We start from the raw sequence: 24781 nt of genomic DNA, 5'->3' as shown, positions 1-24781 counted from the left end.
ACCTGACGCTATCGCGAGCAAGCTCGCTCCCACAGGGTTCTCTGAGCATTTAGACAATCAGCACAGGACGCATCCCATGTCCCTACCCACTCACGTACGCCTGGTCGAAGTCGGCCCACGCGACGGCCTGCAAAACGAAGCCCAACCCATCAGCGTTGCGGACAAGGTGCAACTGGTCGACGCGCTGACCGCTGCCGGTCTTGGCTATATAGAAGTCGGCAGTTTCGTTTCACCCAAATGGGTACCGCAAATGGCCGGTTCCGCCGACGTCTTCGCGCAGATCCAGCGTAAGCCTGGCGTGACTTATGGTGCACTCGCCCCCAACCTGCGCGGATTTGAAGACGCCATTGCAGCCGGGGTCAAGGAAGTCGCGGTGTTCGCCGCCGCGTCGGAATCGTTTTCCCAACGCAACATCAATTGCTCGATCAGCGAAAGCCTGGAGCGTTTCGTTCCGATCATGGACGCCGCCAGGCAACACGGGGTCAGCGTGCGTGGTTACGTGTCCTGTGTGCTGGGCTGCCCTTACGAAGGTAACGTCGCACCGGAGCAAGTCGCTCGGGTCGCTCGCGAGCTCTATGCGATGGGCTGCTATGAAGTTTCCCTGGGCGACACCATCGGCACCGGCACCGCGGGCGCGACCCGCAAGATGTTCGAGGTGGTGTCGGCCGATGTGCCACGTGAAAAACTGGCCGGGCACTTCCACGACACTTATGGCCAGGCCATGGCCAACATCTACGCCAGCCTGCTGGAAGGCATCTCGGTGTTCGACAGCTCCATCGCCGGCCTCGGCGGCTGCCCATACGCCAAGGGCGCCAGCGGTAACGTCGCCACTGAAGACGTGGTTTACCTGCTCAATGGCCTGGGTATCGAGACCGGTATCGACCTGGACGCATTGATTCTGGCCGGTCAGCAGATTTGCACGGTGCTGGGGCGACCGACCGGTTCGCGCGTGGCCAAGGCTCGTAGCGCACGGTGAGGCGTCCGGGTGTTACCGCTGCGTCTGAAACGTGGGGCGCAAGCGAGTAACACGGAAACAAATTGTCGGGTTTTGACTGAACGAAAAATCCGACAAAATCTTAAGATGTTGATTTTAAAGGGTTTTTAAAAGTTGGCACGGCTTCTGCTATCTCTACTGCATAACAAGAACAAAAAAAGCGGCAAACCTAATAAAAATAAGACGTAACGACTCTGACATAACAAAAACAACACGGCAGAGACGCAGCTAACAGATTTTTTTGGAGAGGATGTGCTTTTCAGGGTGCTTTTCGGAGTAACCCGCAACCGGGCAGAGAACAATAAAACTACCTCCAGGTAGCTCCCGAACTGGTTGGATCGCTTAGCGAAAAAGTAGATCAGCGCTCAAAAAAATACGTTTGCTCTTGATCCCGGATGGGGATCGACAAAAACAGCGGTAAAGGGTCACGGTTTCCAAAAACAACAACAGACCGCCCCTCAATAATAAAAAAAGAGCACGCGCAACGAAAAAATTAAAGGGGAGCTTCGGCTCCCCTTTGTGCTTTCTGGCGTTTGTAATTTGCAGCGCCACCCCATGTGGGAGCGAGTTCGCTCCCACATGGGATTTTCGTCAGATGTTATGGGTCTTCAACTCCTCGATACTGATCTCGCGCATCCGAAACTTCTGGATCTTCCCGGTTACGGTCATCGGAAACTCTTCAACGAACTTAAAGTAACGCGGTGTCTTGAAGTGCGCGATGCGTTCCTTGCACCAGGCTTGCAGCTCCTGCTCGGTGGCGCTGTGGCCCGGATGGAATTTGATCCAGGCGACAATCTCTTCGCCATACCGCGAGCACGGAATCCCGATCACTTGCACATCCGCGACCGCCGGATGGGTAAAGAAGAACTCTTCCAACTCCCGCGGGTAAATATTCTCACCGCCGCGGATGATCATGTCCTTGTTACGTCCGGCAATGCATACGTAGCCTTCGTCGTTCATGCTCGCCAGATCACCGGTGTGCATCCAGCCTGCCTGGTCGATGGCTTCGGCGGTGCCTTGCGGATTGTTCCAGTAACCAAGCATCACGCTGTAGCCACGGGTGCACAGCTCACCGATAGTGCCGCGCGGCACCAGGTTACCCGCCTCGTCGATGATCTTGCTTTCCAGTTGCGGCTGAGTGCGACCGACGGTGGTGACGCGCAATTCCAGTTCATCTGACGGACCGGTCTGCAACGACACCGGACTTGTTTCCGTCATGCCGTAGGCAATCTGCACTTCGCTCATGTGCATTTCACTGATGACCCGGCGCATCACTTCGATCGGACAGGTCGCCCCGGCCATGATCCCGGTGCGCAGGCTCGACAGATCGAATTCAGCACGCTTGGGCTGATCGAGCATGGCGATGAACATGGTTGGCACGCCGTAGAGCGCGGTGGCCTTTTCTTCGGCGACGGTGGTCAGGGTCAGCAGTGGATCGAACGCATCGCTGGGGTAAATCATGGTGCTGCCGTGGGTCATGCAACCGAGGTTGCCCATGACCATGCCGAAGCAGTGATACAGCGGCACCGGGATGACCAGACGATCACTCGCGGTCAGGCCAAGGCTTTCGCCTACCATGTAACCGTTGTTGAGAATGTTGTAGTGACTGAGGGTCGCGCCCTTCGGGAAACCGGTGGTGCCGGAGGTGTACTGGATGTTCACCGCCTGATCGAAATGCAGGCTGTCCTGACGTTCACTCAACTGCTCCGCTGACACGCTCCCCGCGAGATCGGTCAATTGCGACCACGGCAGGAAACCCGATGGAGGTGAAGCATCAAGGCTGATGACACCGCGCAGCTCCGGCAGTCGTTCGCTCTGCAATTTTCCGATGGATTGCTCAGCCAGCTCGGGAACGAGGCCTTGCAGCATCCCGTGATAGTCGGAGGTCTTGAAGGCACCGGCGCAGACCAGCCATTGGCAACCGGATTGCTTCAACACATATTCGAGTTCGGAGCTGCGGTAGGCCGGGTTGATGTTGACCAGAATCACGCCGATTTTCGCGCTGGCGAACTGGCTGATACACCATTGGGCGCAGTTCGGTGCCCAAATGCCGAGACGATCACCAGTCTGCAAACCCAGCGCCAACAGTGCTCTGGCGTGCAGGTCCACGGCTTCGGCCAGTTGCTGCCAGGTGTAGCGCAACTGTTGATGGCGCACGACCAGCGCCTCCCCGGTCGGGTACTGCGCAACGGTGTTATCGAACGCCTGGCCGATGGTCATCGCCAGCAAGGCTTTGTCCTGGGAACCACGGGTATAGCTGCGCTGCGGGCTTGCACTGGGTTGATCCATGACGACCCCTATTGTCTTTATTAGTGGGTTGTTGGAACGAGGCATATGGCTAGCCCCGATCATTCAGAACTGGCTCTACTCTCGCTCAAGTTGACGTTAACGTAAAGGGTGATTGACAGCCATTCGTCACAGGCTTACGTTAACGTAAAGGTGAGAGCCAAATCACGGCCCTCCCTACCCTACAAAAAAGCCAAAAGGTGACCCATGAGCTACCCATCCCTGAACTTTGCCCTCGGTGAAACCATCGACATGCTGCGCGATCAGGTTCAGTCCTTCGTCGCCAAAGAGATCGCACCACGCGCCGCTCAGATCGACATCGACAACCTGTTCCCCGCTGACCTGTGGCGTAAATTCGGCGACATGGGCCTGCTGGGCGTAACCGTCCCGGAAGAATACGGCGGCGCGGGCCTGGGTTACCTGGCGCACGTGGTGATCATGGAAGAAATCAGCCGTGGCTCGGCGTCGGTCGCCCTGTCCTACGGCGCGCACTCCAACCTCTGCGTCAACCAGATCAACCGCAACGGCAATCACGAACAGAAAACCAAATACCTGCCGAAGCTGATCAGCGGCGAGCACATCGGCGCCCTGGCCATGAGTGAACCGAATGCCGGTTCTGACGTGGTGTCGATGAAACTGCGCGCCGACAAACGCGGCGATCACTACGTCCTCAACGGCAGCAAGACCTGGATCACCAACGGCCCGGACGCCAACACCTATGTGATCTACGCCAAGACTGACCTTGAAAAAGGCCCCCACGGCATCACCGCGTTCATCGTGGAACGTGATTCCAAGGGCTTCAGCCGCAGCAACAAATTCGACAAGCTCGGCATGCGCGGTTCTAACACTTGCGAGCTGTTCTTCGATGACGTCGAAGTACCGGAAGAAAACATCCTCGGCGTGCTCAACGGCGGCGTGAAGGTGCTGATGAGCGGTCTCGATTACGAACGCGTTGTCCTGTCCGGCGGCCCGACCGGGATCATGCAGGCCTGCATGGACTTGATCGTGCCGTACATCCACGACCGCAAGCAGTTCGGCCAAAGCATCGGCGAATTCCAGCTGATCCAGGGCAAGGTCGCCGACATGTACACCCAACTCAACGCCAGCCGCGCCTACCTCTATGCGGTAGCGCAAGCGTGCGAGCGCGGCGAAACCGCCCGCAAGGATGCCGCCGGGGTGATCCTTTACAGCGCCGAATGCGCGACCCGAATGGCTCTCGACGCGATACAGATTCTCGGTGGAAACGGCTACATCAACGAATTCCCGGCCGGTCGTCTGCTGCGTGACGCCAAGCTGTACGAAATCGGCGCCGGCACCAGTGAGATCCGTCGCATGCTGATCGGTCGCGAACTGTTCAACGAAACCCGCTAAACGGAGCTGTCCATGGCTATCCTGCATACCCAGCTCAACCCCCGTTCGGCGGAGTTCGCGGCCAACAGCGCGGCGATGCTCAAACAGGTCGACGACCTGCACACCCTGCTCGCTAAAGTGCAGCAAGGTGGCGGCCCGAAGGCGCAAGAGCGCCACACCTCGCGGGGTAAACTGCTGCCTCGTGAACGGATCAATCGTCTGCTCGATCCGGGTTCGCCGTTTCTCGAGATCAGCCAATTGGCGGCCTACGAGGTGTATGGCGAAGACGTTCCGGCCGCTGGCGTGATTGCCGGGATCGGCCGTGTGGAAGGCGTCGAATGCATGATCGTCGCCAACGACGCCACCGTAAAAGGTGGCTCGTATTACCCGCTGACCGTGAAAAAACACCTGCGCGCGCAGACCATCGCTCAGCAGAACCGATTGCCGTGCATCTATCTGGTGGACTCTGGCGGCGCCAACCTGCCACGTCAGGATGAAGTGTTCCCGGACCGCGAGCACTTCGGACGGATCTTCTTCAACCAGGCCAACATGAGCGCTATGGGCATCCCGCAAATCGCGGTGGTCATGGGTTCCTGCACCGCCGGTGGCGCGTACGTGCCGGCCATGGCCGACGAAGCGATCATGGTGCGCGAACAGGCAACCATTTTCCTCGCCGGCCCGCCGCTGGTGAAAGCCGCGACCGGTGAAGTGGTCAGCGCCGAAGACCTCGGCGGGGCCGATGTGCACTGCAAGATTTCCGGGGTGGCCGACCATTACGCCGAGAGCGACGAACACGCCTTGGCCATTGCGCGGCGCAGCATCGCCAACCTCAACTGGCGCAAGCTCGGCGAAGTGCAACAGCGCACGCCCATCGCACCGCTCTACAACAGCGACGAGTTGTACGGCGTGGTGTCGGCGGATGCCAAGCAGCCGTTCGACGTGCGCGAAGTGATCGCGCGGTTGGTGGACGGTTCGGTGTTCGATGAATTCAAAGCGTTGTTCGGGACGACCTTGGTGTGCGGCTTTGCCCACTTGCACGGTTACCCGATCGCGATCCTCGCCAACAACGGCATCCTCTTCGCCGAAGCCGCGCAGAAAGGCGCGCACTTCATCGAACTGGCTTGTCAGCGCGGCATCCCGCTGCTGTTCCTGCAAAACATCACCGGTTTCATGGTCGGCCAGAAATACGAGGCCGGCGGCATTGCCAAGCACGGCGCCAAACTGGTGACCGCCGTGGCGTGCGCCAAGGTGCCGAAATTTACCGTGATCATCGGCGGCAGTTTCGGTGCCGGTAACTACGGCATGTGTGGGCGGGCTTACGATCCACGCTTCCTGTGGATGTGGCCGAACGCACGCATCGGCGTGATGGGCGCCGAGCAGGCCGCGGGTGTTTTGGTGCAGGTGAAACGCGAACAGGCCGAACGCAGTGGTCACAGCTTCAGTGCCGAGCAGGAAGCCGAAATCAAGCAACCGATCCTCGACCAGTATGAAGAACAGGGTCATCCCTACTACTCCAGCGCCCGGTTGTGGGACGACGGCGTCATCGACCCGGCGCAAACCCGCGATGTATTGGCCCTGGCCTTGTCGGCGTCGCTGAATGCGCCTGTCGAACAGAGCCGCTTCGGCGTGTTCCGGATGTGATCGGGAGAAAATCATGAACGACTTCAACACCCTCGAACTGCTGACCGACCCGCGTGGTTTTGCGACCCTGTGGCTCAGCCGTGAAGAAAAGAACAACGCGTTCAACGCCGAAATGATCCGCGAACTGATCCTCGCGCTGGATAAAGTGTCGAGCGACACCAGCCTGCGGTTTCTGCTGGTGCGCGGACGCGGCAAGCATTTCAGCGCCGGCGCAGACCTGGCCTGGATGCAGCAATCGGCCGAACTCGATTACCACACCAACCTCGACGACGCCCGGGAACTGGCGGAGTTGATGTACAACCTCGCCAAGCTGAAAGTCCCGACGCTGGCGGTGGTGCAAGGCGCTGCATTCGGTGGTGCGTTGGGCCTGATCAGTTGCTGCGACATGGCGGTTGGCGCCGATGACGCGCAGTTCTGCCTGTCGGAAGTGCGCATCGGCCTGGCCCCGGCGGTGATCAGTCCGTTCGTGGTGCAAGCCATCGGCGAACGTGCGGCACGACGCTACGCGCTGACCGCCGAGCGTTTCGGCGGACAACGAGCGCGGGAAATCGGCTTGTTGTCGGAGAGTTATCCGATCGCTGAGCTGGAGCAAAAAGTCGATCAGTGGATCGACAACCTGTTGCTCAACAGCCCGGCCGCCATGCGCGCCAGCAAGGACTTGCTGCGCGAAGTCGGCCACGGCGCGCTGACTCCGGCACTACGCCGCTACACCGAAAACGCCATCGCCCGCATCCGCGTCAGCCCCGAAGGTCAGGAAGGCTTGCGGGCCTTTCTGCAAAAACGTCCGCCGAGCTGGCAAGCCGAAACCACCACCAAGGAGCCGCGTTGATGAGCGCACCTGTTCTCACCACCCTGCTGGTGGCCAACCGCGGCGAAATCGCTTGCCGGGTGATGCGCACCGCCAAAGCCCTGGGCCTGACCACCGTGGCCGTTCATAGCGCCACTGACCGTGAAGCCCGACACAGCCGCGAAGCGGATATCCGCGTCGATCTCGGTGGCAGCAAAGCCGCCGACAGTTACCTGCAAATCGACAAACTGATCGCCGCCGCCAAGGCCAGCGGCGCTCAGGCGATTCATCCGGGTTATGGCTTTCTTTCCGAGAACGCCGGGTTCGCCCGTGCGATTGAAGAAGCCGGCCTGATTTTCCTCGGCCCGCCCGCCTCGGCCATCGACGCGATGGGCAGCAAATCCGCCGCCAAAGCCTTGATGGAAACCGCCGGCGTGCCGCTGGTGCCCGGCTATCACGGCGAAGCGCAGGACCTCGACACCTTCCGCGATGCCTGCGAACGCATCGGTTATCCAGTGCTGCTCAAGGCCACCGCGGGCGGTGGCGGCAAAGGCATGAAAGTGGTCGAGGATGTCAGCCAGTTGGCCGAAGCCTTGGCGTCGGCCCAGCGCGAAGCGAAATCCTCGTTTGGCGATTCGCGGATGCTGGTGGAGAAGTACTTGCTCAAACCGCGCCATGTGGAAATCCAGGTTTTCGCCGACCAGCATGGCAACTGCCTGTACCTCAACGAACGTGATTGCTCGATCCAGCGCCGGCACCAAAAAGTCGTTGAAGAAGCACCCGCTCCAGGCTTGAGCCCGGAACTGCGTCGCGCCATGGGTGAGGCCGCCGTGCGTTCAGCACAGGCCATCGGTTACGTGGGCGCCGGCACCGTGGAGTTTCTGCTGGATTCTCGCGGTGAGTTCTTCTTTATGGAGATGAACACGCGCCTGCAGGTCGAGCACCCGGTCACCGAAGCCATCACCGGCCTCGATCTGGTGGCCTGGCAGATTCGTGTGGCCCGTGGCGAAGCGCTGCCGATGACTCAGGCCGAGGTTCCGCTGATCGGCCATGCCATCGAAGTGCGGTTGTATGCCGAAGACCCGGGCAATGATTTCCTGCCAGCGACCGGTCGACTGGAGCTGTATCGTGAATCCGCGCAAGGTCCGGGACGGCGGGTGGACAGTGGCGTCGAAGAAGGCGATGAAATTTCACCGTTCTACGACCCGATGCTCGGCAAACTGATTGCCTGGGGCGAGGATCGTGAACAGGCGCGACTGCGGCTGCTGAGCATGCTCGATGAGTTCGCCATTGGCGGGCTCAAGACCAACATCAACTTCCTGCGCCGGATCGTCGGCCATCCGGCGTTTGCTGCGGCCGAACTGGATACTGGGTTCATTCCGCGTTATCAGGAAGAACTGCTGCCAGTCGCCTCGGACCTCAGTGACGAATTCTGGCAAGCCGCCGCCCAGTCGTTTGCCCAAAGTCAGCCGAATACGACCCGTGCCGATGACCCGGTTTCGCCTTGGGCCAACAGCAATGGTTTCCGTGCCGGACTGCCGACAGAAATCACCCTGCACTTGAGTTGTGAAGGACAGGATCGAGCGCTGACGTTGGGTGACGCTGATGCCCACACCGCTCAACTCAAGGGCGAGCAACTGCTGACCGAGCACAACGGCCTGCGCCGCCAGCATCGGGCAATCCGCCGGGGCGACGTTGTGTATCTGCAATGGGAAGGTGAATTGCGCCGCATCGAGTCCTACGACCCGATCAGTGCCGTCGAAGCCAGCCACAGCCATCACGGCGGGCTGACCGCGCCCATGAATGGCAGCATCGTGCGCGTATTGGTGGAAGCCGGGCAAACGGTCGAAGCCGGGGCGCAGTTGGTGGTGCTGGAGGCGATGAAGATGGAGCACAGCATTCGTGCACCACACGCCGGGGTGATCAAGGCGCTGTATTGCCAGGAAGGCGAGATGGTCAGTGAAGGCAGTGCATTGGTCGAGTTTGAAGAAGCATGAAGTGAAGATCGGTCCTACTCCTTGCGAGGACCGATCTGACTAGAACCTGGCTGTCGCCTGAACCACCACGCCGATAATTCGGCACTCTTCGGTGTAAAGGGCTTTCGGATACGTCGGATTGAGCGGGACCAGGTAACGCTGCCCGCCCTCTTCGATCAGCTTGCGAAAGGTCGCCTCGGCGCTGTCCGGCCACTGGGCGATTACCAGTTTTCCGGGTTCCGGCACGATGGCCGGGTCCACCAGGATCATCATGCCCTCGGCAATGCTGATACCCGTGGGCGCAGTCATCGCATCGCCCACCACACTCAGCCAGAAGGCCGGGCCCTGGGCGTGGTAGTCGGTCAGCTCGAAGCGTTCCTCCTTGCGATACACCGTCAGCTCACCATCGCGCAGCTGCGCCGGCTCCTTCCAGTCACTGACCGGGTAGCGGAAGTACGGGTTGTACTTCAGCGCCAGAGGCATCTCCTCCTCTTCCAAGATGAGTGGTTCGCGGATCACCAGCGCCACTTCAAGAAAGTCCATGCCCAGCGCCTTCAACACACGGTTCATGTTGACGACGCCAGGGTCGCGGCGTTTGTTCAGCCAGTGGCCGACGCCGCCCTGGGACATCCCGAGGCGATCTGCGAGTTCGTCTTGAGTGACTTTGAGTTCACTCATCTTGGCCTTGACCAATTCAATCCATTTATCCATGTGCGGCACGATACGTGGGCGCCTCCGGCCATCAAAACACAAATTGTAGTATTTAATCTCTCGTCATAAATACAGTACGTACTAGGATTGGTTCACGGATCTGAATCTATCACGGAGTTTGCCATCGCCATGTCCATCCCCTGCAACGACCTGCCAGACATGCAAATCGACACCACCCTCACCTCGCCCAAAGGCTCTGCCGCCGCGCAACGAGCGCTGGACTATTACTTGAAACCAGCTGTTTCAGAGGAAGTGGTCGAAGAACGTTTCTTTGACGTAAACCGCAACATCAGCTGTGAAGAGGCGCTGGTCCATGCCACGGATTTGCTACGTTGTGCCGCCGCCATCGCGTACGAGTCAGCCAGCAATTTGCAGGGCGCAAGTCGGGACCTGGCGTTTTCGGCGGTACACATGATCGACATGGCCAGGGCGATGGTGGATCGATCCCTGGAGGGCGATCAGAACGGGTGAGACACGGGTACTTGCGAGGAGGACGGGAAAGAATTTTCCAATCGCGCAGATAAAAACATTTGACTTGCAAACGAGAATGATTATTATTGCATGCAGCTGGTCGCGAGATCAGTCGATTGTCCAAGTGACCTTAGGTCGGTCTCCTGGACTATCTCCTCATCAGGCTAATCACGGTTTTTGACCCGGCTTTTTGCCGGGTCTTTTTTTTGCCAGTTATTCTGGCTTTACCTTCAGGCTAATGAAGTCTTTAGGTGCTGCAAATTCGAATGGCGCGGATGATATCAAAAGAATATCCGTTGGCAAGAGAAGCCCGGCATCATTGGCCCAAACTAATCAAAAATAGCGCTTGAGAATCAATCGCACAGTCTCTAAGCTGCGTCGGCGTCAAGGAGGACGCCCCCCGCTTCAGCCCAGAATTTCCCCCGGTTTTTCCCTTCCCAGCGTGTAAAGTAGCAGCCATAAAAATCATATTCAGGAATCGACTATGACCGTGGCTAAATCCTCTTTCGACATCAGTGCCAACTTCGACAGTGGCAACATTGAAGTGCTGGACATCAGCAATCCGTTGCAAGCTTTGCTGGCCATCAAGCCAGACACCCGCAGCCAGCACTTTCAATGGTTCCACTTCAAGGCCAGCGGTCTGCACGTCGGTCAGGAACACTGGTTTCGTCTGAACAATGCCAGCAAGTCCTCCTACAACAAAGCCTGGGATGGTTATCAGGCGGTGGCGTCCTACGACCACGTCAACTGGTTCCGGGTGCCGACCATTTTCGAAGGTGACTGCCTACGCTTCAGCCTTGAAGCCACCGCCACCCACGCCTGGTTTGCTTACTTCGAACCCTACAGCCGCGGTCGCCATGACTGGTTGATCGAGCAAGCGCTGACCAAGGCCGGCACCGAACTGCTGGCCACCGGCAAGAGCGTCGAAGGTCGGGATATACAGCTGCTGCGTAAAGGCACGGGCGCCGAAGGTCAACGCAAGGTCTGGCTCATCGCCCAGCAACATCCAGGTGAACACATGGCCGAATGGTTCATGGAAGGCGTGATCGAACGCTTGGAAAAACACGACGATCCGGTATTGAACAAACTGCTGACCAGCGCCGATCTGTACCTGGTTCCGAACATGAACCCGGACGGCGCTTTCCACGGTCACCTGCGCACCAACGCCATGGGCCAGGACCTGAACCGCGCCTGGCAGAGCGCCAGCCAGGAACTCAGCCCGGAAGTGCTGTTCGTTCAGCAGCAGATGGAAAAGTACGGCGTGGACCTGTTCCTCGACATCCATGGCGATGAAGAAATCCCCTTCGTGTTCACTGCCGGTTGCGAAGGCAACCCGGGCTACACGCCACGAATCGAAAAACTCGAAGAGCATTTCCGCAGTCATCTGAAGCACCTGACCAAGGACTTCCAGACCAAGCACGGCTACACCCGCGACGAACCGGGCAAAGCCAACATGACCCTGGCGTGCAACAGCGTCGGCGAGAAATTCGACTGCCTGTCGCTGACCCTCGAAATGCCCTTCAAGGACAACAACGATGCGCCGAATGCGCTGACCGGCTGGTCTGGCAAACGCTCGAAGCAGTTGGGCAAGGATGTGCTGACTACCGTGGCTGACATGGTTGATACCTTGCGCTGATCACGCTCGATGGCTGCATGCCCGGCATGCAGCCATGCCTCACTCGGCAGCGATCCGCACACAATCCTCAGGTCCCAGCAAGCGCCCATCCTCGGCACGTAATTCCAGCGTCTGCACCGGTCGGCCGTTCTCTCTGTCAACAACCCGCGAGTGCGCCTCCCCAGCCTCATAGAAAAACGCCTCGCCCCACTGGCGCAGTCCGATGATCAACGGGAACAGGCCTTTGCCCTTTTCGGTCAGCACATATTCCTGATACGCACTGCCGTCCGATGCCGGCACCAGGTCAAAAATGCCGTGGGCCACCAGGGTGCGCAGCCGCGCAGACAAAATATTCTTGGCCATGCCCAAATTGCGCTGAAACTCCCCGAACCGGCGTATGCCGTCAAATGCATCGCGCACGATCAGCAACGACCACCAATCACCAATGGCATCCAGGGAACGGGCAACCGGGCATTCGGCGTTTTCCATGCTTGTACGTTTAGCCATGAGCGCGCTCACATCCATCAAATGTAGTTGCAATATAAAACCAGCTTCCTTACCGTACAACTGGTTTCACTTTGAAACCACACAAGGAAGCCCGTCATGAAATCTGATCATCCATTGAGCGGCGCCGTGGTGCTGCTGTTTGCCATCGCCTGCGGCCTGGCCGTCGGCAATGTTTACTACGCACAACCGCTGCTCGATGCCATGGCCGAGGACTTCGCCATGGACCCCGCAACCATCGGCATCGTCGTCACGCTGACGCAAGTCGGTTACGGCGCAGGCCTGGTGTTACTGGTGCCGCTGGGTGACTTGCTCAATCGTCGGCGTCTGATCGTTACGCAAACTGTGCTGTCGGCGCTGGCCTTGCTCATGATCGCACTGGCACCTGACAACATCTGGCTGCTGATCGGCATGACATTGACCGGGTTATTGGCTGTCGTGACCCAAGTATTGGTGGCCTACGCCGCGACATTGGCCATCCCGGAACAGCGAGGGCGTGTGGTCGGAGTGGTCACCAGCGGCATCGTCGTCGGTATTCTGCTCGCCCGGACAGTGGCCGGCGGCATGGCTGACCTCGCCGGTTGGCGTTCGATTTATCTGTTGTCCGCGGGTTTGACGCTGGTGATGGCGTTGCTGCTGTTTCGTGTGTTGCCCAAACATGAAGATGCACAACCCGCCAGTTCCTACGGCGCCTTACTGGGCTCGGTATTCACGCTGTTCAAGGAAGAACCGGTGCTGCGCCAGCGGGCGGTGCTCGCGCTACTGACCTTCGCCAGTGCCATGGTGTTGTGGACGCCCATGGTGCTACCGCTGAGCGCCCCGCCGCTGTCGTTGTCCCACACACAAATCGGATTATTCGGACTGGCAGGTGCCGCCGGTGCACTGGCCGCCGCTCGCGCCGGGCATCTGGCTGATCGTGGCCTGGGACAATGGACCAGCGGTTTGTCACTCTTGTTGATGCTGGTTTCCTGGCTGCCGATCGCCTTCACCCAGTCCTCATTGTGGGCATTGCTGCTTGGCGTGATTACCCTGGATCTGGGTTTGCAGGCCGTGCACGTCACCAGCCAGAGCATGATCTACAGCGTGCGCCCCGAAGCCCAAAGCCGACTCACCGCCGGCTACATGCTGTTCTATTCAATTGGCAGCGCCTTGGGGTCAATCGGTTCGACGGCGATGTACGCGTGGGCCGGGTGGTTCGGCGTATGCCTGCTGGGCGCAGGCATCAATGCTGTGGCGTTGATCTATTGGTGGCGAACGCTGGCCACGAAGGTCCACTCTCTGGAAGTCGCTTCACACTGACCTGTAGCAGCTGGCGAAGCCTGCGTTCGACTGCGCAGCAGTCGTCAATCTATTCCCCACGGTTGATCTGAATGACCGCGGCGTTTGATTTTGCGACTGCTTCGCAGCCGAACGCACTGCCGGCTACAGGAGATCAGCCGCGATCCTTGCTCCGCAACATGCTGTCCAGCACGTCATCGCGGCGCACCCAGCCGTGAAATAGCGCCGCCGCCAAATGCAGCAGCACCGTCAGGAACAGCAAATACGCCAGATACCCGTGAGCCTTGCGCAGGAACGCAAACACCTGCGCATTCGCCGGTACGATCGATGGCAACTGCAACGAGCTGCTGAGCATCACCGGATCCCCCGCCGCCGAAATCATCGCCCAGCCCAGCAGCGGCAGGATCAGCATCAACGCGTACAACAAGACATGCGAAGCCTTGGCCGCCAGTGCTTGCCAACCCGGCAGATCCGCCGGCAGCGGTGGTTGTTGAGTGGAAAAGCGTACGGCCAGGCGCACGATCACCAGCAGCAGAATCGCGACGCCCAAGGGTTTGTGCAGATGAATCAGCCACTCATGACGCTCGGACACCGAAGCGGCCATGCCCGCGCCGATAAACAGCATGGCAATGATCATCAGCGCCATCAGCCAGTGCAGCAATCGCGCTAAAGGCGCGAAATGGTTCGGTTGAGCGCTCATTGACGAGACTCCTGTTTATTAGCGGCGGGCAACTGGCTGACTTCGCTGGTACGACGCAAGTAGGAAGTGGCGTACCCCGCTGAACGAGCGGCGAGCAATGGGTCGTCGGAACCTTCTATGCCGGCGGGCAGTACCAGCGGGTCGTAGTTGATGTCACGGCATTCACCATTGAGTTGAGGCTGAGTGCTTTCGAGGACCAACGTGCCGGCGTTCAACACTTTGCGACCCTCGGGCCAGGCTTTGCTGGCGTCGTTGACCGGATCACCGGGATTGGCCAGTGTGATGTTCAGCTGCCAACGCAGCTGCCCCGCGGAAATGCGCTGAATCAGGTCTTTCTCCAGGAATTCACTCCCTTCAGGCGCCGTAGCACCCGCGGCATCCTGAGCGACGGGCACCATGCTCCAGCGCACCGCTTGCCGTTGCCCGGCCGTGTTCACCAGGTAAAACGCATTGACGCTGTTGTAGGTTTCCGTCACGTAACTGGCCGACGGCTTGGCAGTTTTGATCCAGGCCAGGAACGGTGCAGCTTCCGGATGCGAACCGAAGAACGCTGGCACGGCAGCCGGGTTCGGTTTGCCGGTGGCCGGGTCCGGTGACTGGGCTTGCTGCAATTGGTAGAACGCCTCGGGTGTGCCCACCGGGAACACCGGCATGCTGTTCATCCCGGTGCGCCATTGTTGGCCGTTGGCCTGGGTGAAGCGCAGCGCCAGGCTGCGGATCGGCACGCTGCTGTCTGGCGCATAAGGATTACCGGCCGGCAATGCGAAACGCCCGACCACCGGGGTCCGCGCTACATTGAACACCTGAGCGCTGGAATAGCTGCGCGCCTCACCGCTGCTCTCGAAATGCCCGATCACGCACACACCTTTGGAGTGGTTACGCCGGAAGCCCGGGTGCACGCCGTTGTTGGTCTCCAGCACATTGATCAGCTTTTTCGGCGTCAGGCGCTGTGGGTCTAAGGTGCCGTTGACGTAGGCAAAAGCCCCGGCCAGGGCGGCAACCACCACAGCAATACCGGCCAGACGTAATGTCAGGCTCGCGGCACTCAAGGGTGGCCGGGTTGGCGGTGATGAGCGATCTACCATGAAAGACTCCAGGGCCATCGGCCACAAGTGAGAAGGATCAAGCAGACGAACCCCGTGGTGGTTTATTCCATCGCGCCGTATTTATTTTTTCAGGCGTGGAATAACCTCGAATGCCGGGCGTCTCTCTAGTCCACAGCGTAGTGACTAGCCAGAACTTCATGAACGATATCGACGAACAACTGCGAGAAATCATTCCCGGATTGCGCCGGTTTGCCGTGTCGTTGACGCGCAACCCCAGCAGCGCCGACGACCTGGTGCAGTCTTGCCTTGAGCGCGCGCTGTCGAGTTGGGGTGACAAACGCCCCGAGGGCGACTTGCGCGCCTGGTTGTTTTCGATTCTGTATCGACAGTTTCTCGATGCTCACCGGCGCTCCCGGCGTTATGCACGGATGCTCGAATTCTTTACCGGGCGTGACGATGCACAACCGTCGGTGGAGCGCACCGTGATCGCCCAATCGACCCTGAAAGCCTTCGATCAACTCAGCACTGAACAACGCGCCCTGCTGCTCTGGGTCTCGGTCGAAGGTTTGAGTTACAAAGAGGTCGCCGAGATTCTCGACGTCCCCACCGGCACCGTGATGTCCCGCCTGTCCCGTGCCCGCCAAGCCTTGCGCCAGTTGAGCGACGGCGAAATCACCCGCCCTTCTCTGCGGAGACTCAAATGATCAGCCTGCCCCCAAGCGAGCGTGACCTGCACGCCTATGTCGACCAGCAACTCAGCGATGCCGACCGACGTCTGGTGGAGACTTTTCTGGCCAGCAATGCTGAAGTGGCTGCCCAAGTGCGTGCCTGGCAGCAGGACGCCCAGCAATTGCGCGCGGCATTGAGCGGCGCCCTGCAGCAACCGGCCAACCCGAACCTCGACCCGGCGCTGATTCGCCAACGCCTCAAACGGCAATCTCGCCGTCACCTGGCCAGCGCCGCTGTGTTGCTGATCGCGGTCAGCGTCGGCGGGGTCAGCGGTTGGCAAGCCCGGGAGATGACGCTCATCAGTGCCCAACTGCCGATGACCGATGCCCTGCAGGCCTATCGCCTGATTGCCCAGCAAGGCATCCTGCCGGCCGACTACAAAGTCAGTGATGACGGTGACATGCAGGGTTGGCTCGACCGCTATTTCACTCAGGCCAATCGCTTGCCTGACCTCTCGGGCGCAGGTTTCAAACCGGTCAGCGGACGCTTGCTGAGCACCGAGCAAGGGCCGGCGGCGATGGTGGTTTACGAGGATCAAAGCGGCCATAAAGTCAGCTTCTACGTCCGTCCACCGGGTCCGAAAAACTACCTGTTGCCGAGGGGCAGTCGCAGCGATGGCGAGTTGCAGGCCGAGTACTGGTCGGGGGGCGGGTACAACTATGCGATGGTCAGCCCGACGGATACGCCAGCGGCGCAGTTGCTCAAACAAACCGTGCAGTTCTGATCTTGCTACCGATCGTTCCCACGCTCCGCGTGGGAACGATCGACATAGGGGTCAGCCCTGCCCGAAGACTTGCGAAGGCCGACGCAGCAACGGGTCGAACGGATTGATCCGCGGCCCGATCAACGCCGCTTCACGCTTGAGCATTTCCACCACCGTCGGCAAGCGATCCGGCCCCAGCCGATCACTCACGGTGGCCACACTCAGCGCCGCGACCGCCCGCCCCTCACGATCCAGAATCGGCACCGCCACCCCGGCCATGCCCTGCAACACGCCGGTGTTGCGCCCGGCGTAACCGAGCTTGCGCACGTTCTCGACTTCCGAGCGCAGGAACACCTCGTCGTACAGGTGGAAATCCTTGAGCCGCGGCAAGTTGTAGTGAATCACCGTGTCGCGCTCTTCTTCCGGCAAAAACGCCAGAATCGCCAGACTGCCCTGCCCCACGCCCAGCGCCACCCGCCCGCCGATGTCACCGGTAAAGGTGCGGATCGGAAACGGCCCTTCGCTGCGGTCGAGGCAGATCGCATCAAACCCACTGCGCGCCAGCAAGAACAACGAATCCCCCAACGATGCCGACAGCCGCAGCAACGCCGGACGCACCAGTTCGCGCAGGTTCCCAGTGTTCCCGGCACGAGCCGCCAGCGCAAAAAACTCCAGACTCAAGCGATAGCGTTTGCTGCGCGCATCCTGCTCGACCATGCCCTCATCCATCAGGCTGCGCAGCAATCGGTGCGTGGTCGGTTGCGATAAACCGATGCGCTGAGCCAGTTGCGTCACCCGCTCCCCGCCCTCGACGGTGTCACCCAGGCTGCGCAGCACGGCAAACAGTCTGGAGACCGCGCCAACACCGACATCACTTTTGCTTTCATTCCGCTCAATGGAATCTGTCATGGGTTTTCTCGAGTATTAATTTACTCACCGAATGAAACTGAAAATAGTCATCGCTTCAGTGAAATAGGCCATTGAGCCCATCCTATTCTTCGTCCTACTCTGCGTCCAGACAGGGGCGATTCGAACAACAGCGGCAGCCGACAGAAGTCGAGCGCCAACGCACCCAGCAAGACCTTTTCGTATCTGCCCATACAAAAAAGCGCGCCTTCGGGCGACGCATAACAATCTCAGGTGGAGCGCAGTTATGGCTTTTGTGCAACTTGAAGGACTCGGCAAACGTTACGGTGAGATCGACGCCGTCGTCGCCACCAACCTCTCGGTCGAGAAAGGCGAGTTCGTCTCGCTGCTCGGCCCCTCCGGATGCGGCAAAACCACCACCCTGCAAATGATCGCCGGCTTCGTCGAAGTCAGCAGCGGACGCATTGTGCTGGACGGTCGCGACATCACCCACGCCAAACCCGCCAGCCGCGGTCTGGGCGTGGTGTTCCAAAGTTACGCGCTGTTCCCGCACATGACCGTGAAAGATAACGTCGCCTTCGGCCTGCGCATGCGCAAAGTGCCCGGTGCCGAGTTGCAGCAGCGAGTAGACCGGGTGTTGAAACTGGTGCGCCTCAACCAGCACGCCGAGCGTTATCCCCGAGAGCTCTCCGGCGGCCAGCGTCAACGTGTTGCATTGGCTCGGGCCCTGGTGATCGAACCACCAGTGCTGCTGCTCGATGAGCCGCTGTCCAACCTCGACGCCAACCTGCGCGAAGAGATGCAATTCGAGATCCGCCGCATCCAGCGCGAAGTCGGGATCACCACGCTGATGGTCACCCATGACCAGTCCGAAGCGCTGTCCATCAGCGACCGGGTGGTGGTGATGCAGGCCGGGCGCATCACCCAGATCGACGCGCCTTACACCCTTTACGAACACCCGCGCACCGAGTTCATTTCCGGGTTCGTCGGCAAGGCCAATCTGCTGCCCGGTGAACGTGACAGCGCTGGCGTGGTTCAAGTGAGCAGTGGCGGTGAACTGACCCTCAGCCTGCGCCCGGAAAAAATTGATCTTCGGGACAAAGGTCAGGGCCGTCTGCAAGGCAACATCGTCAGCCGCTTCTTTCTCGGCAGCCAATGGCTGTACGGCGTGTCGACGACCCTGGGCGAACTCAGTGTGGTGCGCCGCAACGACGGTTCGGCACCGCTGACCGAAGGCACGGCGGTCGGGCTCGATTGGGACGCAACGCTGCTGCGGGTACTGAGTGTCGACGAGGTGCCGGCATGAGTACGCTTGTCGCTATTCGCCAGGGACGCCAGGGTTACTGGCTGTCAGCACCGGCCCTGGCCTTATACCTCAGCCTGCTGGTTATCCCGCTGCTGCTGACCTTGGTGCTGTCGTTCAACGTCTTCGACTACAGCTCGGGGATCAACGGCGATGCCTACACCCTCGATCACTACAGCAGCCTGCTCGGCGATCCGTACTTCTACGAAATCTTTTTGCGCACGATGTGGATCAGTGCCCTGACCACCCTGCTCTGCGTGGTGATAGGCGTGCCCGAGGCCTACATCCTCAGCCGCATGGGCACGCCGTGGCGCTCGATTTTCCTGATTCTGATCCTCACGCCGTTGCTGATTTCGGTGGTGGTGCGCGCCTTCGGCTGGAGCCTGTTGCTGGGTGCCGACGGCCTGGTCAACCAGACCCTGCAAGCCTTCGGCGGCTCGCCGATGAAGCTGCTCTACACGCCGTTCGCGGTGGTGATTGCGCTGGTCCACGTGATGCTGCCGTTCATGATCATTCCGGTCTGGACCTCGCTGCAAAAACTCGACCCGGCCGCCGAACAGGCCGCGATGTCCCTCGGTGCCAGCCACTTCACCGTGATGCGCCAAGTGGTGTTGCCGCAAATCATGCCCGGTGTGCTCTCCGGCACGTTGATCGTGTTCGGTCTGGCCGCCAGTTCGTTTGCCATCCCCGGCCTGCTCGGCGGACGTCGGATAAAAATGGTCGCCACGCTGATCTACGACCAGTACCTGTCGGAGCTCAACTGGCCGATGGGTGCGGCCATCGCCGTGGCCCTGCTGTTGCTCAACCTGCTGATCATGCTGTCGTGGAACCGGATGATCGAAGGCCGCTACAAGAAGTCATTGGGATAACTCGTCATGTCCAAGAACGGTCCTTTCGCCCTGCTGTTCCATACCCTGGTGGTGCTGTTCATGCTGGCGCCGCTGGTGGTGGTGTGCCTTGTGGCCTTCACCCCGGAAAACACCCTGAGCCTGCCGACCACGGAGTTTTCCCTGCGCTGGTTCCGCGCGGTGTTCGAGCGCGCTGACTTTGTCGATGCGTTCTACAACAGCCTGATCCTGGCGTTCGGCGCGGCCAGTCTGGCGACGTTGATTGCGGTGCCGGCGGCGCTGGCGATCACGCGATTCGAGTTCCCCGGCCGCGACTTTTTCAACGGTCTGTTCCTGTCGCCGATCATCATTCCGCACTTGGTGCTGGGTGTCGCATTGCTGCGCTTGTTTGCGCTGATGGGCGTGAACGGCAGCTTCACCTGGCTGATCTTCGCCCACGTGCTGGTGATCACACCGTACGTGCTGCGACTGGTGCTGGCGTCGGCCATTGGCCTGGATCGCAGTGCCGAACACGCCGCGCAATCGCTCGGTGCCGGGCGCTTCACGCTGTTCAGGGAAATCACCTTGCCGATGATTCTGCCGGGGGTCGCCGGTGGCTGGCTGCTGGCGTTCATCAACAGTTTCGATGAGGTCACGCTGTCGATTTTCGTCACCTCGCCGGCCACGCAAACCTTGCCGGTGCGGATGTACGTGTACGCCACCGAATCCATCGATCCGATGATGGCGGCGGTGTCGGCACTGGTGATTGGGCTGACCGCGCTGACGATGATTTTGCTCGACCGGGTCTACGGCCTCGATCGGGTTCTGGTGGGCAAACAATGAGGGCGCTATGGCTCTGCTGAAACGACTGGCCGAAGGCGACCGCCCGGCCCTGGACTTTACCCTCGACGGCACACCGGCCACCGGCCTGCTCGGCGATACCTTGCTGACGGCAGTGCTGACCTGCAGCGAACACTTGCGCGGCAGCGACTTCAGCGCTGAACCCCGCGCCGGGTTTTGCATGATGGGTGCCTGTCAGGACTGCTGGGTTCGACTGGGCGATGGTCGGCGCGTGCGCGCCTGCTCGACATTGCTCGAAGCCGGCCAGCAGATCAGCCGCGAACCGGGGCGGTCCCTATGAACACCTTTCCTACCAGCAGAAACCGTATCCCCTGTGGGAGCGAGCTTGCTCGCGATAGCGGTCTGTCGGCCAACACATCTGTTGACTGTGCCGCCGTCATCGCGAGCAAGCTCGCTCCCACAGGGGTTCAGCGGCGTTCACACATGAGGTGGGTATGAATTCCGTGGTCATCATTGGTGCCGGTCCGGCCGGGATTCGTGCGGCGCAGACGCTGGTTGCGCATGGCATTCGCCCGATTTTGCTGGACGAAGCTGCACGCGGTGGCGGGCAGATTTATCGTCGCCAACCGGCCAACTTCAAGCGTTCACCGGTCAAACTGTATGGCTTCGAAGCCGGCAAGGCCAACGCGCTGCATCAGACGATTGATGAGCTGCGCGAGCAACTCGATTACCGTCCCGAGACTTTGGTATGGAACGCCGAGGACGGTGCGCTCGACACCTTGCATGAGGGCCGCGCCGCGCGGCTGGCATTCTCCCGCGTGATCGTCGCTACGGGCGCCACCGACCGGATTCTGCCGGTGCCAGGCTGGACCCTTCCGGGGGTTTACAGCCTCGGCGCAGCGCAGATCGCCCTCAAGTTTCAAGGTTGCGCCATCGGTGAACGGGTGGTGTTCGCTGGCAGCGGGCCGTTGCTGTATCTGGTGGCGTATCAATACGCCAAGGCCGGCGCCAAGGTGGTCGCAGTGCTCGACAGTTCGCCGTTCAGCGCTCAGGCCCGCGCCCTGCCCGGTCTGCTCTCGCAACCGGCCACCCTGGCCAAAGGCATCTATTACCGCAGTTGGCTGACCGCTCACGGCATCCCGGTGCATCAGGGTGCCAGCCTGAAACGCATCAATGGCGAGCAACGTGTGCAATCGCTGAACTGGTCCAACTCAAAGGGTGAACAGCAACTCGATTGCGACGCCGTCGCCTTCGCCCACGGCCTGCGCAGTGAAACCCAACTCGCCGATTTGCTCGGCTGTGAATTCACCTGGAACCCGCTCAACCGCGCCTGGCTGCCGCAACGTGACAGCGCCGGACGCAGCAGTGTCGCCGAGGTTTACCTGGCCGGTGACGGCGCCGGCATCATGGGCGCCGACGCGGCGGAAATGGCCGGTGAACGCGCGGCCCTGGCGTTGCTCGAAGACATCGGTTACCTGATCCCGCCGCAACGTGGGGCGCACTTGGAGCAGGCGCTGGGACGGATCGATACCTTCCGCCAAGGCCTGGAACGGGCCTTCATCTTTCCCGAGAATTGGGCCGCCGATGCCCCGAATGACGTGATGATCTGCCGCTGCGAAGAAGTGCGGGCCGGCGACATCCGCCAAGTGGTGCGCGAGGGCCATTGGGAGATCAACCGGGTCAAGGCGCATTGCCGGGTCGGCATGGGCCGCTGTCAGGGACGGATGTGTGGCGCCGCCGCCGCGGAAATCATTGCCTGCGAAAGCCAGCGCGGCGTGTCCGACATCGGCAGGCTTCGGGCTCAGGCCCCCATCAAACCCCTGCCGTTTGGTCTGGAGGTCGAGTCATGATCGAAGTCGATGCCGTCATCATTGGCGGCGGTATTGTCGGTGCCTCAGCCGCGCTGTTTCTGAGCAAGGCCGGGCGTCGCGTGGCGCTGCTGGAGCGGGATTTTTGTGGCTCGCATTCCAGCGGCGTGAACTACGGCGGCGTACGGCGTCAGGGGCGACCGCTGTCGCAACTGCCACTGTCGCAGCGGGCCCACGTCATCTGGGGGCAATTGCCGCAGCTGATTAGCATCGACGGTGAGTATCAGCGCAGCGGCCACCTGAAACTGGCCCGCAGCCTCAACGACCTGCACGCCTTGCAAGACTATGCCGCCAGCAGTCGGGGCTTTGGCCTCGATTTGCAGGTACTCGAGCGCAGTGAATTACGCGCACGTTTTCCGTGGGTCGGCGAGGTGGCGGTCGGTGCCTCGTTTTGTCCCGATGACGGTCATGCCAACCCGCGGCTGGTCTCCCCGGCGTTTGCCCGGGCGGCGCGGCGACATGGCGCACAAGTCCATGAACAATGCCCGGTGACGGCGGTTGAACACGACGGGCAACGCTTTCGCGTCAGCACGCAAACCGGTCTGGAGTTGCAGGCGCCCTGGTTGCTGAATTGCGCCGGAGCCTGGGCCGGCAGCCTGGCAGAACAGTTCGGTGAGGGCGTGCCGATGCACGCCGGGCACCCGGCGATGCTGGTCACCGAGCCGTTGCCGCTGGTGATGAATGCCAGCACCGGGGTCGAGGGCGGCGGTATCTATGCCCGCCAGGTCGCGCGCGGCAATTGCGTGTTGGGTGGCGGTCAGGGTTTTGCCCTCGACGACGCCCGCGCCCGGCCCGGTCAACACGCGGTGATCGAGATCCTGCGTCAGGCCGTCGAGCTTTATCCGTTTCTTGAAGGCGCCCAGGCGATTCGCACCTGGAGCGGCACCGAAGGTTACCTGCCCGATCGTCAGCCGGTGATCGGCCACAGTGGCACTCAACCCGGTCTGTTGCACGCGTTCGGCTTTGCCGGCGCAGGTTTTCAGATCGGCCCCGCGGTGGGCCAGGTGCTCACCGAAATCATCTGCAGCGGCGCCTCAAAGACGCCACTGGATGCGTTTTCCATCACCCGGTTTCACTCCATCTCCGTTGCTTGATAGAGGAAGGTCGCGCCAATGAATAACGTCAAACGCACTGCACTGCTCGGTTTCTCCTGTCTGACCGCCCTGCTCACGGTCACCCAGGCCCAGGCCGAACCGACGCTTTACCTGGGCATGAACGGCGGAACCATGGAGCGGCTCTACGCCGACAAGGTGCTGCCGGTTTTCGAGAAGGCCAACAACGTCAAAGTGGTGATCGTGCCCGGCACCTCCGCCGATATTCTGGCCAAGGTCCAGGCCAGCAAAGGCAACCCGCAGATGCACGTGATGTTCCTCGACGACGGCATCATGTACCGCGCCATCGCCATGGGGCTGTGCGACAAACTCGAAGACAGCGCACCGCTGGCGCAGATTCCGGCCAAGGGCCGCATCAAGGATCAAGCCGTGGCGGTCAGCCTCGGCGTGACCGGGCTGGCGTACAACACGCGTCTGTTCAAGGAGAAAGGCTGGACCGCGCCAACCTCGTGGATGGACATGGCCGACCCGCGATTCAAGGACAAACTGGTGTTCCAGTCGATGGCCTCATCGACCTTCGGCCTGCACGGCTTCCTGATGTTCAACCGGATTCAGGGCGGCAGCGAAACCGACGTCGAGCCAGGCTTCAAGGCATGGCCGAACACCGTCGGGCGCAACGTGCTGGAGTACATCCCGAGTTCGGCGAAAATTTCCGAAATGCTTCAGACCGACGAAGCCGCGCTGTTCCCACTCACGCCGACCCAGGTCACCGCCCTGAAACTCAAGGGCATGCCGGTCGAATATGCGCAACCGAAGGAAGGCGCCGTGGTGCTCAACGTGGCCGAATGTGCCATCGCCAACAACACTCAACCGGAACTGGCGCAGAAACTCGCCGCTTTCTTGCTGACGCCGGAAGCTCAGGCTGCCGCGCTTGAAGACGGCGACCAGATCCCGTCCAATCCGAATACCCCGACCACCGACAAGACTCGCGGCCAGGTCGAGGCGATGAAGCAGTACCTGACCACTGCCATTGCGATCGATTGGGATCAGGTCAACGAACAGCGCCCGGCGTGGAATGCGCGGTGGAATCGTAGTATCGAACGCTAGCTTCCGGCATAGCGCTTTCTATGTAGCAGCTGCCGAGCCTGCGAGGCTGCGTTCGGCTGCGAAGCAGTCGCCAATCCATTCACTGCGGTTTACCTGAATGACCGCGGTGTTTGGTTTTACGACTGCTGCGCAGCCGAACGCAGCCTCGCAGGCTCGGCAGCTGCT

General features: G+C 60.5%; 23 protein-coding genes. 17 read left to right on the top strand and 6 right to left on the bottom strand.

The genetic code is table 11. The annotated features are described in order from the left end of the window. The first annotated feature begins 76 nt into the window (after positions 1 to 76). Positions 77 to 976 (top strand): hydroxymethylglutaryl-CoA lyase, encoded by a 900-nt coding sequence (locus tag ACMXYI_RS16565; RefSeq protein ID WP_415768157.1) that lies wholly within the window; start codon positions 77 to 79, stop codon positions 974 to 976. A 609-nt stretch (positions 977 to 1585) separates the two neighbouring features. Here the strand turns inward: ACMXYI_RS16565 and ACMXYI_RS16560 are convergent. Next, positions 1586 to 3283, bottom strand: coding sequence for an AMP-binding protein (locus tag ACMXYI_RS16560; RefSeq protein WP_415768156.1), 1698 nt, complete (start codon positions 3281 to 3283; stop codon positions 1586 to 1588). A 204-nt stretch (positions 3284 to 3487) separates the two neighbouring features. Here ACMXYI_RS16560 and ACMXYI_RS16555 point away from each other — a divergent pair, with 204 nt between their 5' ends. The 4 genes from ACMXYI_RS16555 to ACMXYI_RS16540 are packed head-to-tail and all read left to right on the top strand — an operon-like array spanning position 3488 to position 9055. Further along, on the top strand, positions 3488 to 4651 hold the full coding sequence (locus ACMXYI_RS16555; RefSeq protein ID WP_046047545.1) for an isovaleryl-CoA dehydrogenase: 1164 nt from the start codon (positions 3488 to 3490) through the stop codon (positions 4649 to 4651). A 12-nt stretch (positions 4652 to 4663) separates the two neighbouring features. Continuing rightward, on the top strand, positions 4664 to 6271 hold the full coding sequence (locus ACMXYI_RS16550; RefSeq protein ID WP_150656352.1) for a carboxyl transferase domain-containing protein: 1608 nt from the start codon (positions 4664 to 4666) through the stop codon (positions 6269 to 6271). A 13-nt stretch (positions 6272 to 6284) separates the two neighbouring features. Next, complete coding sequence (locus ACMXYI_RS16545; protein ID WP_415768155.1) at positions 6285 to 7100, top strand: gamma-carboxygeranoyl-CoA hydratase; 816 nt, start codon at positions 6285 to 6287, stop codon at positions 7098 to 7100. Continuing rightward, positions 7100 to 9055 carry an acetyl/propionyl/methylcrotonyl-CoA carboxylase subunit alpha gene (locus ACMXYI_RS16540; RefSeq protein ID WP_415768154.1) on the top strand — a complete coding sequence of 652 codons (1956 nt, stop codon included), beginning with the start codon at positions 7100 to 7102 and terminating at the stop codon, positions 9053 to 9055. Before ACMXYI_RS16545 ends, ACMXYI_RS16540 begins: the two co-directional genes overlap by 1 nt. A gap of 39 nt (positions 9056 to 9094) precedes the next feature. Here the strand turns inward: ACMXYI_RS16540 and ACMXYI_RS16535 are convergent, their stop codons facing one another. After that, positions 9095 to 9745: a LexA family protein gene (locus tag ACMXYI_RS16535; protein WP_033057227.1), complete on the bottom strand. Its 651-nt coding sequence runs from the start codon at positions 9743 to 9745 to the stop codon at positions 9095 to 9097. 129 nt (positions 9746 to 9874) lie between these two features. Here ACMXYI_RS16535 and ACMXYI_RS16530 point away from each other — a divergent pair, with 129 nt between their 5' ends. Continuing rightward, positions 9875 to 10216, top strand: coding sequence for a DUF6124 family protein (locus tag ACMXYI_RS16530; protein ID WP_415768153.1), 342 nt, complete (start codon positions 9875 to 9877; stop codon positions 10214 to 10216). A 484-nt stretch (positions 10217 to 10700) separates the two neighbouring features. Then, entirely contained in the window at positions 10701 to 11852 is a 1152-nt protein-coding gene (locus ACMXYI_RS16525) for a M14 family metallopeptidase (RefSeq protein ID WP_415768152.1), read from the top strand. A 39-nt stretch (positions 11853 to 11891) separates the two neighbouring features. Here the strand turns inward: ACMXYI_RS16525 and ACMXYI_RS16520 are convergent, their stop codons facing one another. Beyond that, the gene (locus tag ACMXYI_RS16520; protein ID WP_123366482.1) at positions 11892 to 12338 is read right to left on the bottom strand and encodes a winged helix-turn-helix transcriptional regulator; all 447 of its coding nucleotides are present in this window, start codon (positions 12336 to 12338) and stop codon (positions 11892 to 11894) included. Positions 12339 to 12434: 96 nt separating this feature from the next. On the opposite strand from ACMXYI_RS16520, the gene ACMXYI_RS16515 reads away from it, so the two are divergent. After that, positions 12435 to 13634 carry an MFS transporter gene (locus ACMXYI_RS16515; RefSeq protein ID WP_415768151.1) on the top strand — a complete coding sequence of 400 codons (1200 nt, stop codon included), beginning with the start codon at positions 12435 to 12437 and terminating at the stop codon, positions 13632 to 13634. A gap of 133 nt (positions 13635 to 13767) precedes the next feature. Here ACMXYI_RS16515 and ACMXYI_RS16510 read toward each other — a convergent pair whose 3' ends face one another. Together ACMXYI_RS16510 and ACMXYI_RS16505 are read right to left on the bottom strand one after the other, a co-directional pair. Continuing rightward, positions 13768 to 14313 (bottom strand): cytochrome b, encoded by a 546-nt coding sequence (locus ACMXYI_RS16510; protein ID WP_415768150.1) that lies wholly within the window; start codon positions 14311 to 14313, stop codon positions 13768 to 13770. Further along, the gene (locus ACMXYI_RS16505) at positions 14310 to 15398 is read right to left on the bottom strand and encodes a catalase family peroxidase (RefSeq protein WP_415768148.1); all 1089 of its coding nucleotides are present in this window, start codon (positions 15396 to 15398) and stop codon (positions 14310 to 14312) included. Before ACMXYI_RS16505 ends, ACMXYI_RS16510 begins: the two co-directional genes overlap by 4 nt. Before the next feature lie 158 nt (positions 15399 to 15556). On the opposite strand from ACMXYI_RS16505, the gene ACMXYI_RS16500 reads away from it, so the two are divergent. Both ACMXYI_RS16500 and ACMXYI_RS16495 read left to right on the top strand, forming a co-directional pair. Beyond that, positions 15557 to 16063 (top strand): sigma-70 family RNA polymerase sigma factor, encoded by a 507-nt coding sequence (locus tag ACMXYI_RS16500; protein WP_415768146.1) that lies wholly within the window; start codon positions 15557 to 15559, stop codon positions 16061 to 16063. Next, the gene (locus ACMXYI_RS16495) at positions 16060 to 16812 is read left to right on the top strand and encodes an anti-sigma factor family protein (protein ID WP_415768145.1); all 753 of its coding nucleotides are present in this window, start codon (positions 16060 to 16062) and stop codon (positions 16810 to 16812) included. Before ACMXYI_RS16500 ends, ACMXYI_RS16495 begins: the two co-directional genes overlap by 4 nt. A gap of 51 nt (positions 16813 to 16863) precedes the next feature. On the opposite strand, the gene ACMXYI_RS16490 is transcribed toward ACMXYI_RS16495, so the two are convergent. Next, positions 16864 to 17700: an IclR family transcriptional regulator gene (locus ACMXYI_RS16490; protein WP_008148459.1), complete on the bottom strand. Its 837-nt coding sequence runs from the start codon at positions 17698 to 17700 to the stop codon at positions 16864 to 16866. Positions 17701 to 17944: 244 nt separating this feature from the next. Between ACMXYI_RS16490 and ACMXYI_RS16485 the strand changes: the two genes are divergently transcribed. The 7 genes from ACMXYI_RS16485 (at position 17945) to ACMXYI_RS16455 (ending at position 24616) form a co-directional block, all read left to right on the top strand. Further along, a complete protein-coding gene (locus ACMXYI_RS16485; RefSeq protein ID WP_415768143.1) occupies positions 17945 to 18964 on the top strand; it encodes an ABC transporter ATP-binding protein in 1020 nt (339 codons plus the stop codon). Then, positions 18961 to 19830 (top strand): ABC transporter permease, encoded by an 870-nt coding sequence (locus tag ACMXYI_RS16480; protein WP_223527647.1) that lies wholly within the window; start codon positions 18961 to 18963, stop codon positions 19828 to 19830. Before ACMXYI_RS16485 ends, ACMXYI_RS16480 begins: the two co-directional genes overlap by 4 nt. Positions 19831 to 19836: 6 nt before the next feature. Then, a complete protein-coding gene (locus ACMXYI_RS16475) occupies positions 19837 to 20631 on the top strand; it encodes an ABC transporter permease (RefSeq protein WP_415768142.1) in 795 nt (264 codons plus the stop codon). Positions 20632 to 20638: 7 nt separating this feature from the next. Continuing rightward, positions 20639 to 20929, top strand: a complete 291-nt coding sequence (locus tag ACMXYI_RS16470; RefSeq protein ID WP_008148449.1) for a (2Fe-2S)-binding protein — start codon at positions 20639 to 20641, stop codon at positions 20927 to 20929. A 154-nt stretch (positions 20930 to 21083) separates the two neighbouring features. Further along, complete coding sequence (locus ACMXYI_RS16465) at positions 21084 to 22439, top strand: NAD(P)/FAD-dependent oxidoreductase (protein WP_415768141.1); 1356 nt, start codon at positions 21084 to 21086, stop codon at positions 22437 to 22439. Beyond that, on the top strand, positions 22436 to 23551 hold the full coding sequence (locus tag ACMXYI_RS16460; protein WP_415768139.1) for an NAD(P)/FAD-dependent oxidoreductase: 1116 nt from the start codon (positions 22436 to 22438) through the stop codon (positions 23549 to 23551). Before ACMXYI_RS16465 ends, ACMXYI_RS16460 begins: the two co-directional genes overlap by 4 nt. 18 nt (positions 23552 to 23569) lie before the next feature. After that, positions 23570 to 24616: an ABC transporter substrate-binding protein gene (locus ACMXYI_RS16455; RefSeq protein WP_415768138.1), complete on the top strand. Its 1047-nt coding sequence runs from the start codon at positions 23570 to 23572 to the stop codon at positions 24614 to 24616. Positions 24617 to 24781: the final 165 nt, after the last annotated feature.

It is taken from the genome of Pseudomonas lyxosi (genome assembly GCF_047758685.1).
GTDB lineage: Bacteria > Pseudomonadota > Gammaproteobacteria > Pseudomonadales > Pseudomonadaceae > Aquipseudomonas > Aquipseudomonas lyxosi.
The sequence above is the reverse complement of the archived record's forward strand: the minus strand, read 5'-3'. Positions and strand labels throughout refer to the sequence as shown.

What these genes read in the sequence shown, in the direction of transcription:
- ACMXYI_RS16485 (WP_415768143.1), top strand. Translation starts at nt 17,945, where the DNA reads ATGGCTTTTGTGCAACTTGAAGGACTCGGCAAACGTTACGGTGAGATC.
- ACMXYI_RS16550 (WP_150656352.1), top strand. Translation starts at nt 4,664, where the DNA reads ATGGCTATCCTGCATACCCAGCTCAACCCCCGTTCGGCGGAGTTCGCG.
- ACMXYI_RS16545 (WP_415768155.1), top strand. Translation starts at nt 6,285, where the DNA reads ATGAACGACTTCAACACCCTCGAACTGCTGACCGACCCGCGTGGTTTT.
- ACMXYI_RS16465 (WP_415768141.1), top strand. Translation starts at nt 21,084, where the DNA reads ATGAATTCCGTGGTCATCATTGGTGCCGGTCCGGCCGGGATTCGTGCG.
- ACMXYI_RS16490 (WP_008148459.1), bottom strand. Translation starts at nt 17,700, where the DNA reads ATGACAGATTCCATTGAGCGGAATGAAAGCAAAAGTGATGTCGGTGTT.
- ACMXYI_RS16460 (WP_415768139.1), top strand. Translation starts at nt 22,436, where the DNA reads ATGATCGAAGTCGATGCCGTCATCATTGGCGGCGGTATTGTCGGTGCC.
- ACMXYI_RS16455 (WP_415768138.1), top strand. Translation starts at nt 23,570, where the DNA reads ATGAATAACGTCAAACGCACTGCACTGCTCGGTTTCTCCTGTCTGACC.
- ACMXYI_RS16505 (WP_415768148.1), bottom strand. Translation starts at nt 15,398, where the DNA reads ATGGTAGATCGCTCATCACCGCCAACCCGGCCACCCTTGAGTGCCGCG.
- ACMXYI_RS16470 (WP_008148449.1), top strand. Translation starts at nt 20,639, where the DNA reads ATGGCTCTGCTGAAACGACTGGCCGAAGGCGACCGCCCGGCCCTGGAC.
- ACMXYI_RS16515 (WP_415768151.1), top strand. Translation starts at nt 12,435, where the DNA reads ATGAAATCTGATCATCCATTGAGCGGCGCCGTGGTGCTGCTGTTTGCC.
- ACMXYI_RS16555 (WP_046047545.1), top strand. Translation starts at nt 3,488, where the DNA reads ATGAGCTACCCATCCCTGAACTTTGCCCTCGGTGAAACCATCGACATG.
- ACMXYI_RS16540 (WP_415768154.1), top strand. Translation starts at nt 7,100, where the DNA reads ATGAGCGCACCTGTTCTCACCACCCTGCTGGTGGCCAACCGCGGCGAA.
- ACMXYI_RS16480 (WP_223527647.1), top strand. Translation starts at nt 18,961, where the DNA reads ATGAGTACGCTTGTCGCTATTCGCCAGGGACGCCAGGGTTACTGGCTG.
- ACMXYI_RS16520 (WP_123366482.1), bottom strand. Translation starts at nt 12,338, where the DNA reads ATGGCTAAACGTACAAGCATGGAAAACGCCGAATGCCCGGTTGCCCGT.
- ACMXYI_RS16510 (WP_415768150.1), bottom strand. Translation starts at nt 14,313, where the DNA reads ATGAGCGCTCAACCGAACCATTTCGCGCCTTTAGCGCGATTGCTGCAC.
- ACMXYI_RS16565 (WP_415768157.1), top strand. Translation starts at nt 77, where the DNA reads ATGTCCCTACCCACTCACGTACGCCTGGTCGAAGTCGGCCCACGCGAC.
- ACMXYI_RS16500 (WP_415768146.1), top strand. Translation starts at nt 15,557, where the DNA reads ATGAACGATATCGACGAACAACTGCGAGAAATCATTCCCGGATTGCGC.
- ACMXYI_RS16495 (WP_415768145.1), top strand. Translation starts at nt 16,060, where the DNA reads ATGATCAGCCTGCCCCCAAGCGAGCGTGACCTGCACGCCTATGTCGAC.
- ACMXYI_RS16535 (WP_033057227.1), bottom strand. Translation starts at nt 9,745, where the DNA reads ATGGATAAATGGATTGAATTGGTCAAGGCCAAGATGAGTGAACTCAAA.
- ACMXYI_RS16530 (WP_415768153.1), top strand. Translation starts at nt 9,875, where the DNA reads ATGTCCATCCCCTGCAACGACCTGCCAGACATGCAAATCGACACCACC.
- ACMXYI_RS16475 (WP_415768142.1), top strand. Translation starts at nt 19,837, where the DNA reads ATGTCCAAGAACGGTCCTTTCGCCCTGCTGTTCCATACCCTGGTGGTG.
- ACMXYI_RS16560 (WP_415768156.1), bottom strand. Translation starts at nt 3,283, where the DNA reads ATGGATCAACCCAGTGCAAGCCCGCAGCGCAGCTATACCCGTGGTTCC.
- ACMXYI_RS16525 (WP_415768152.1), top strand. Translation starts at nt 10,701, where the DNA reads ATGACCGTGGCTAAATCCTCTTTCGACATCAGTGCCAACTTCGACAGT.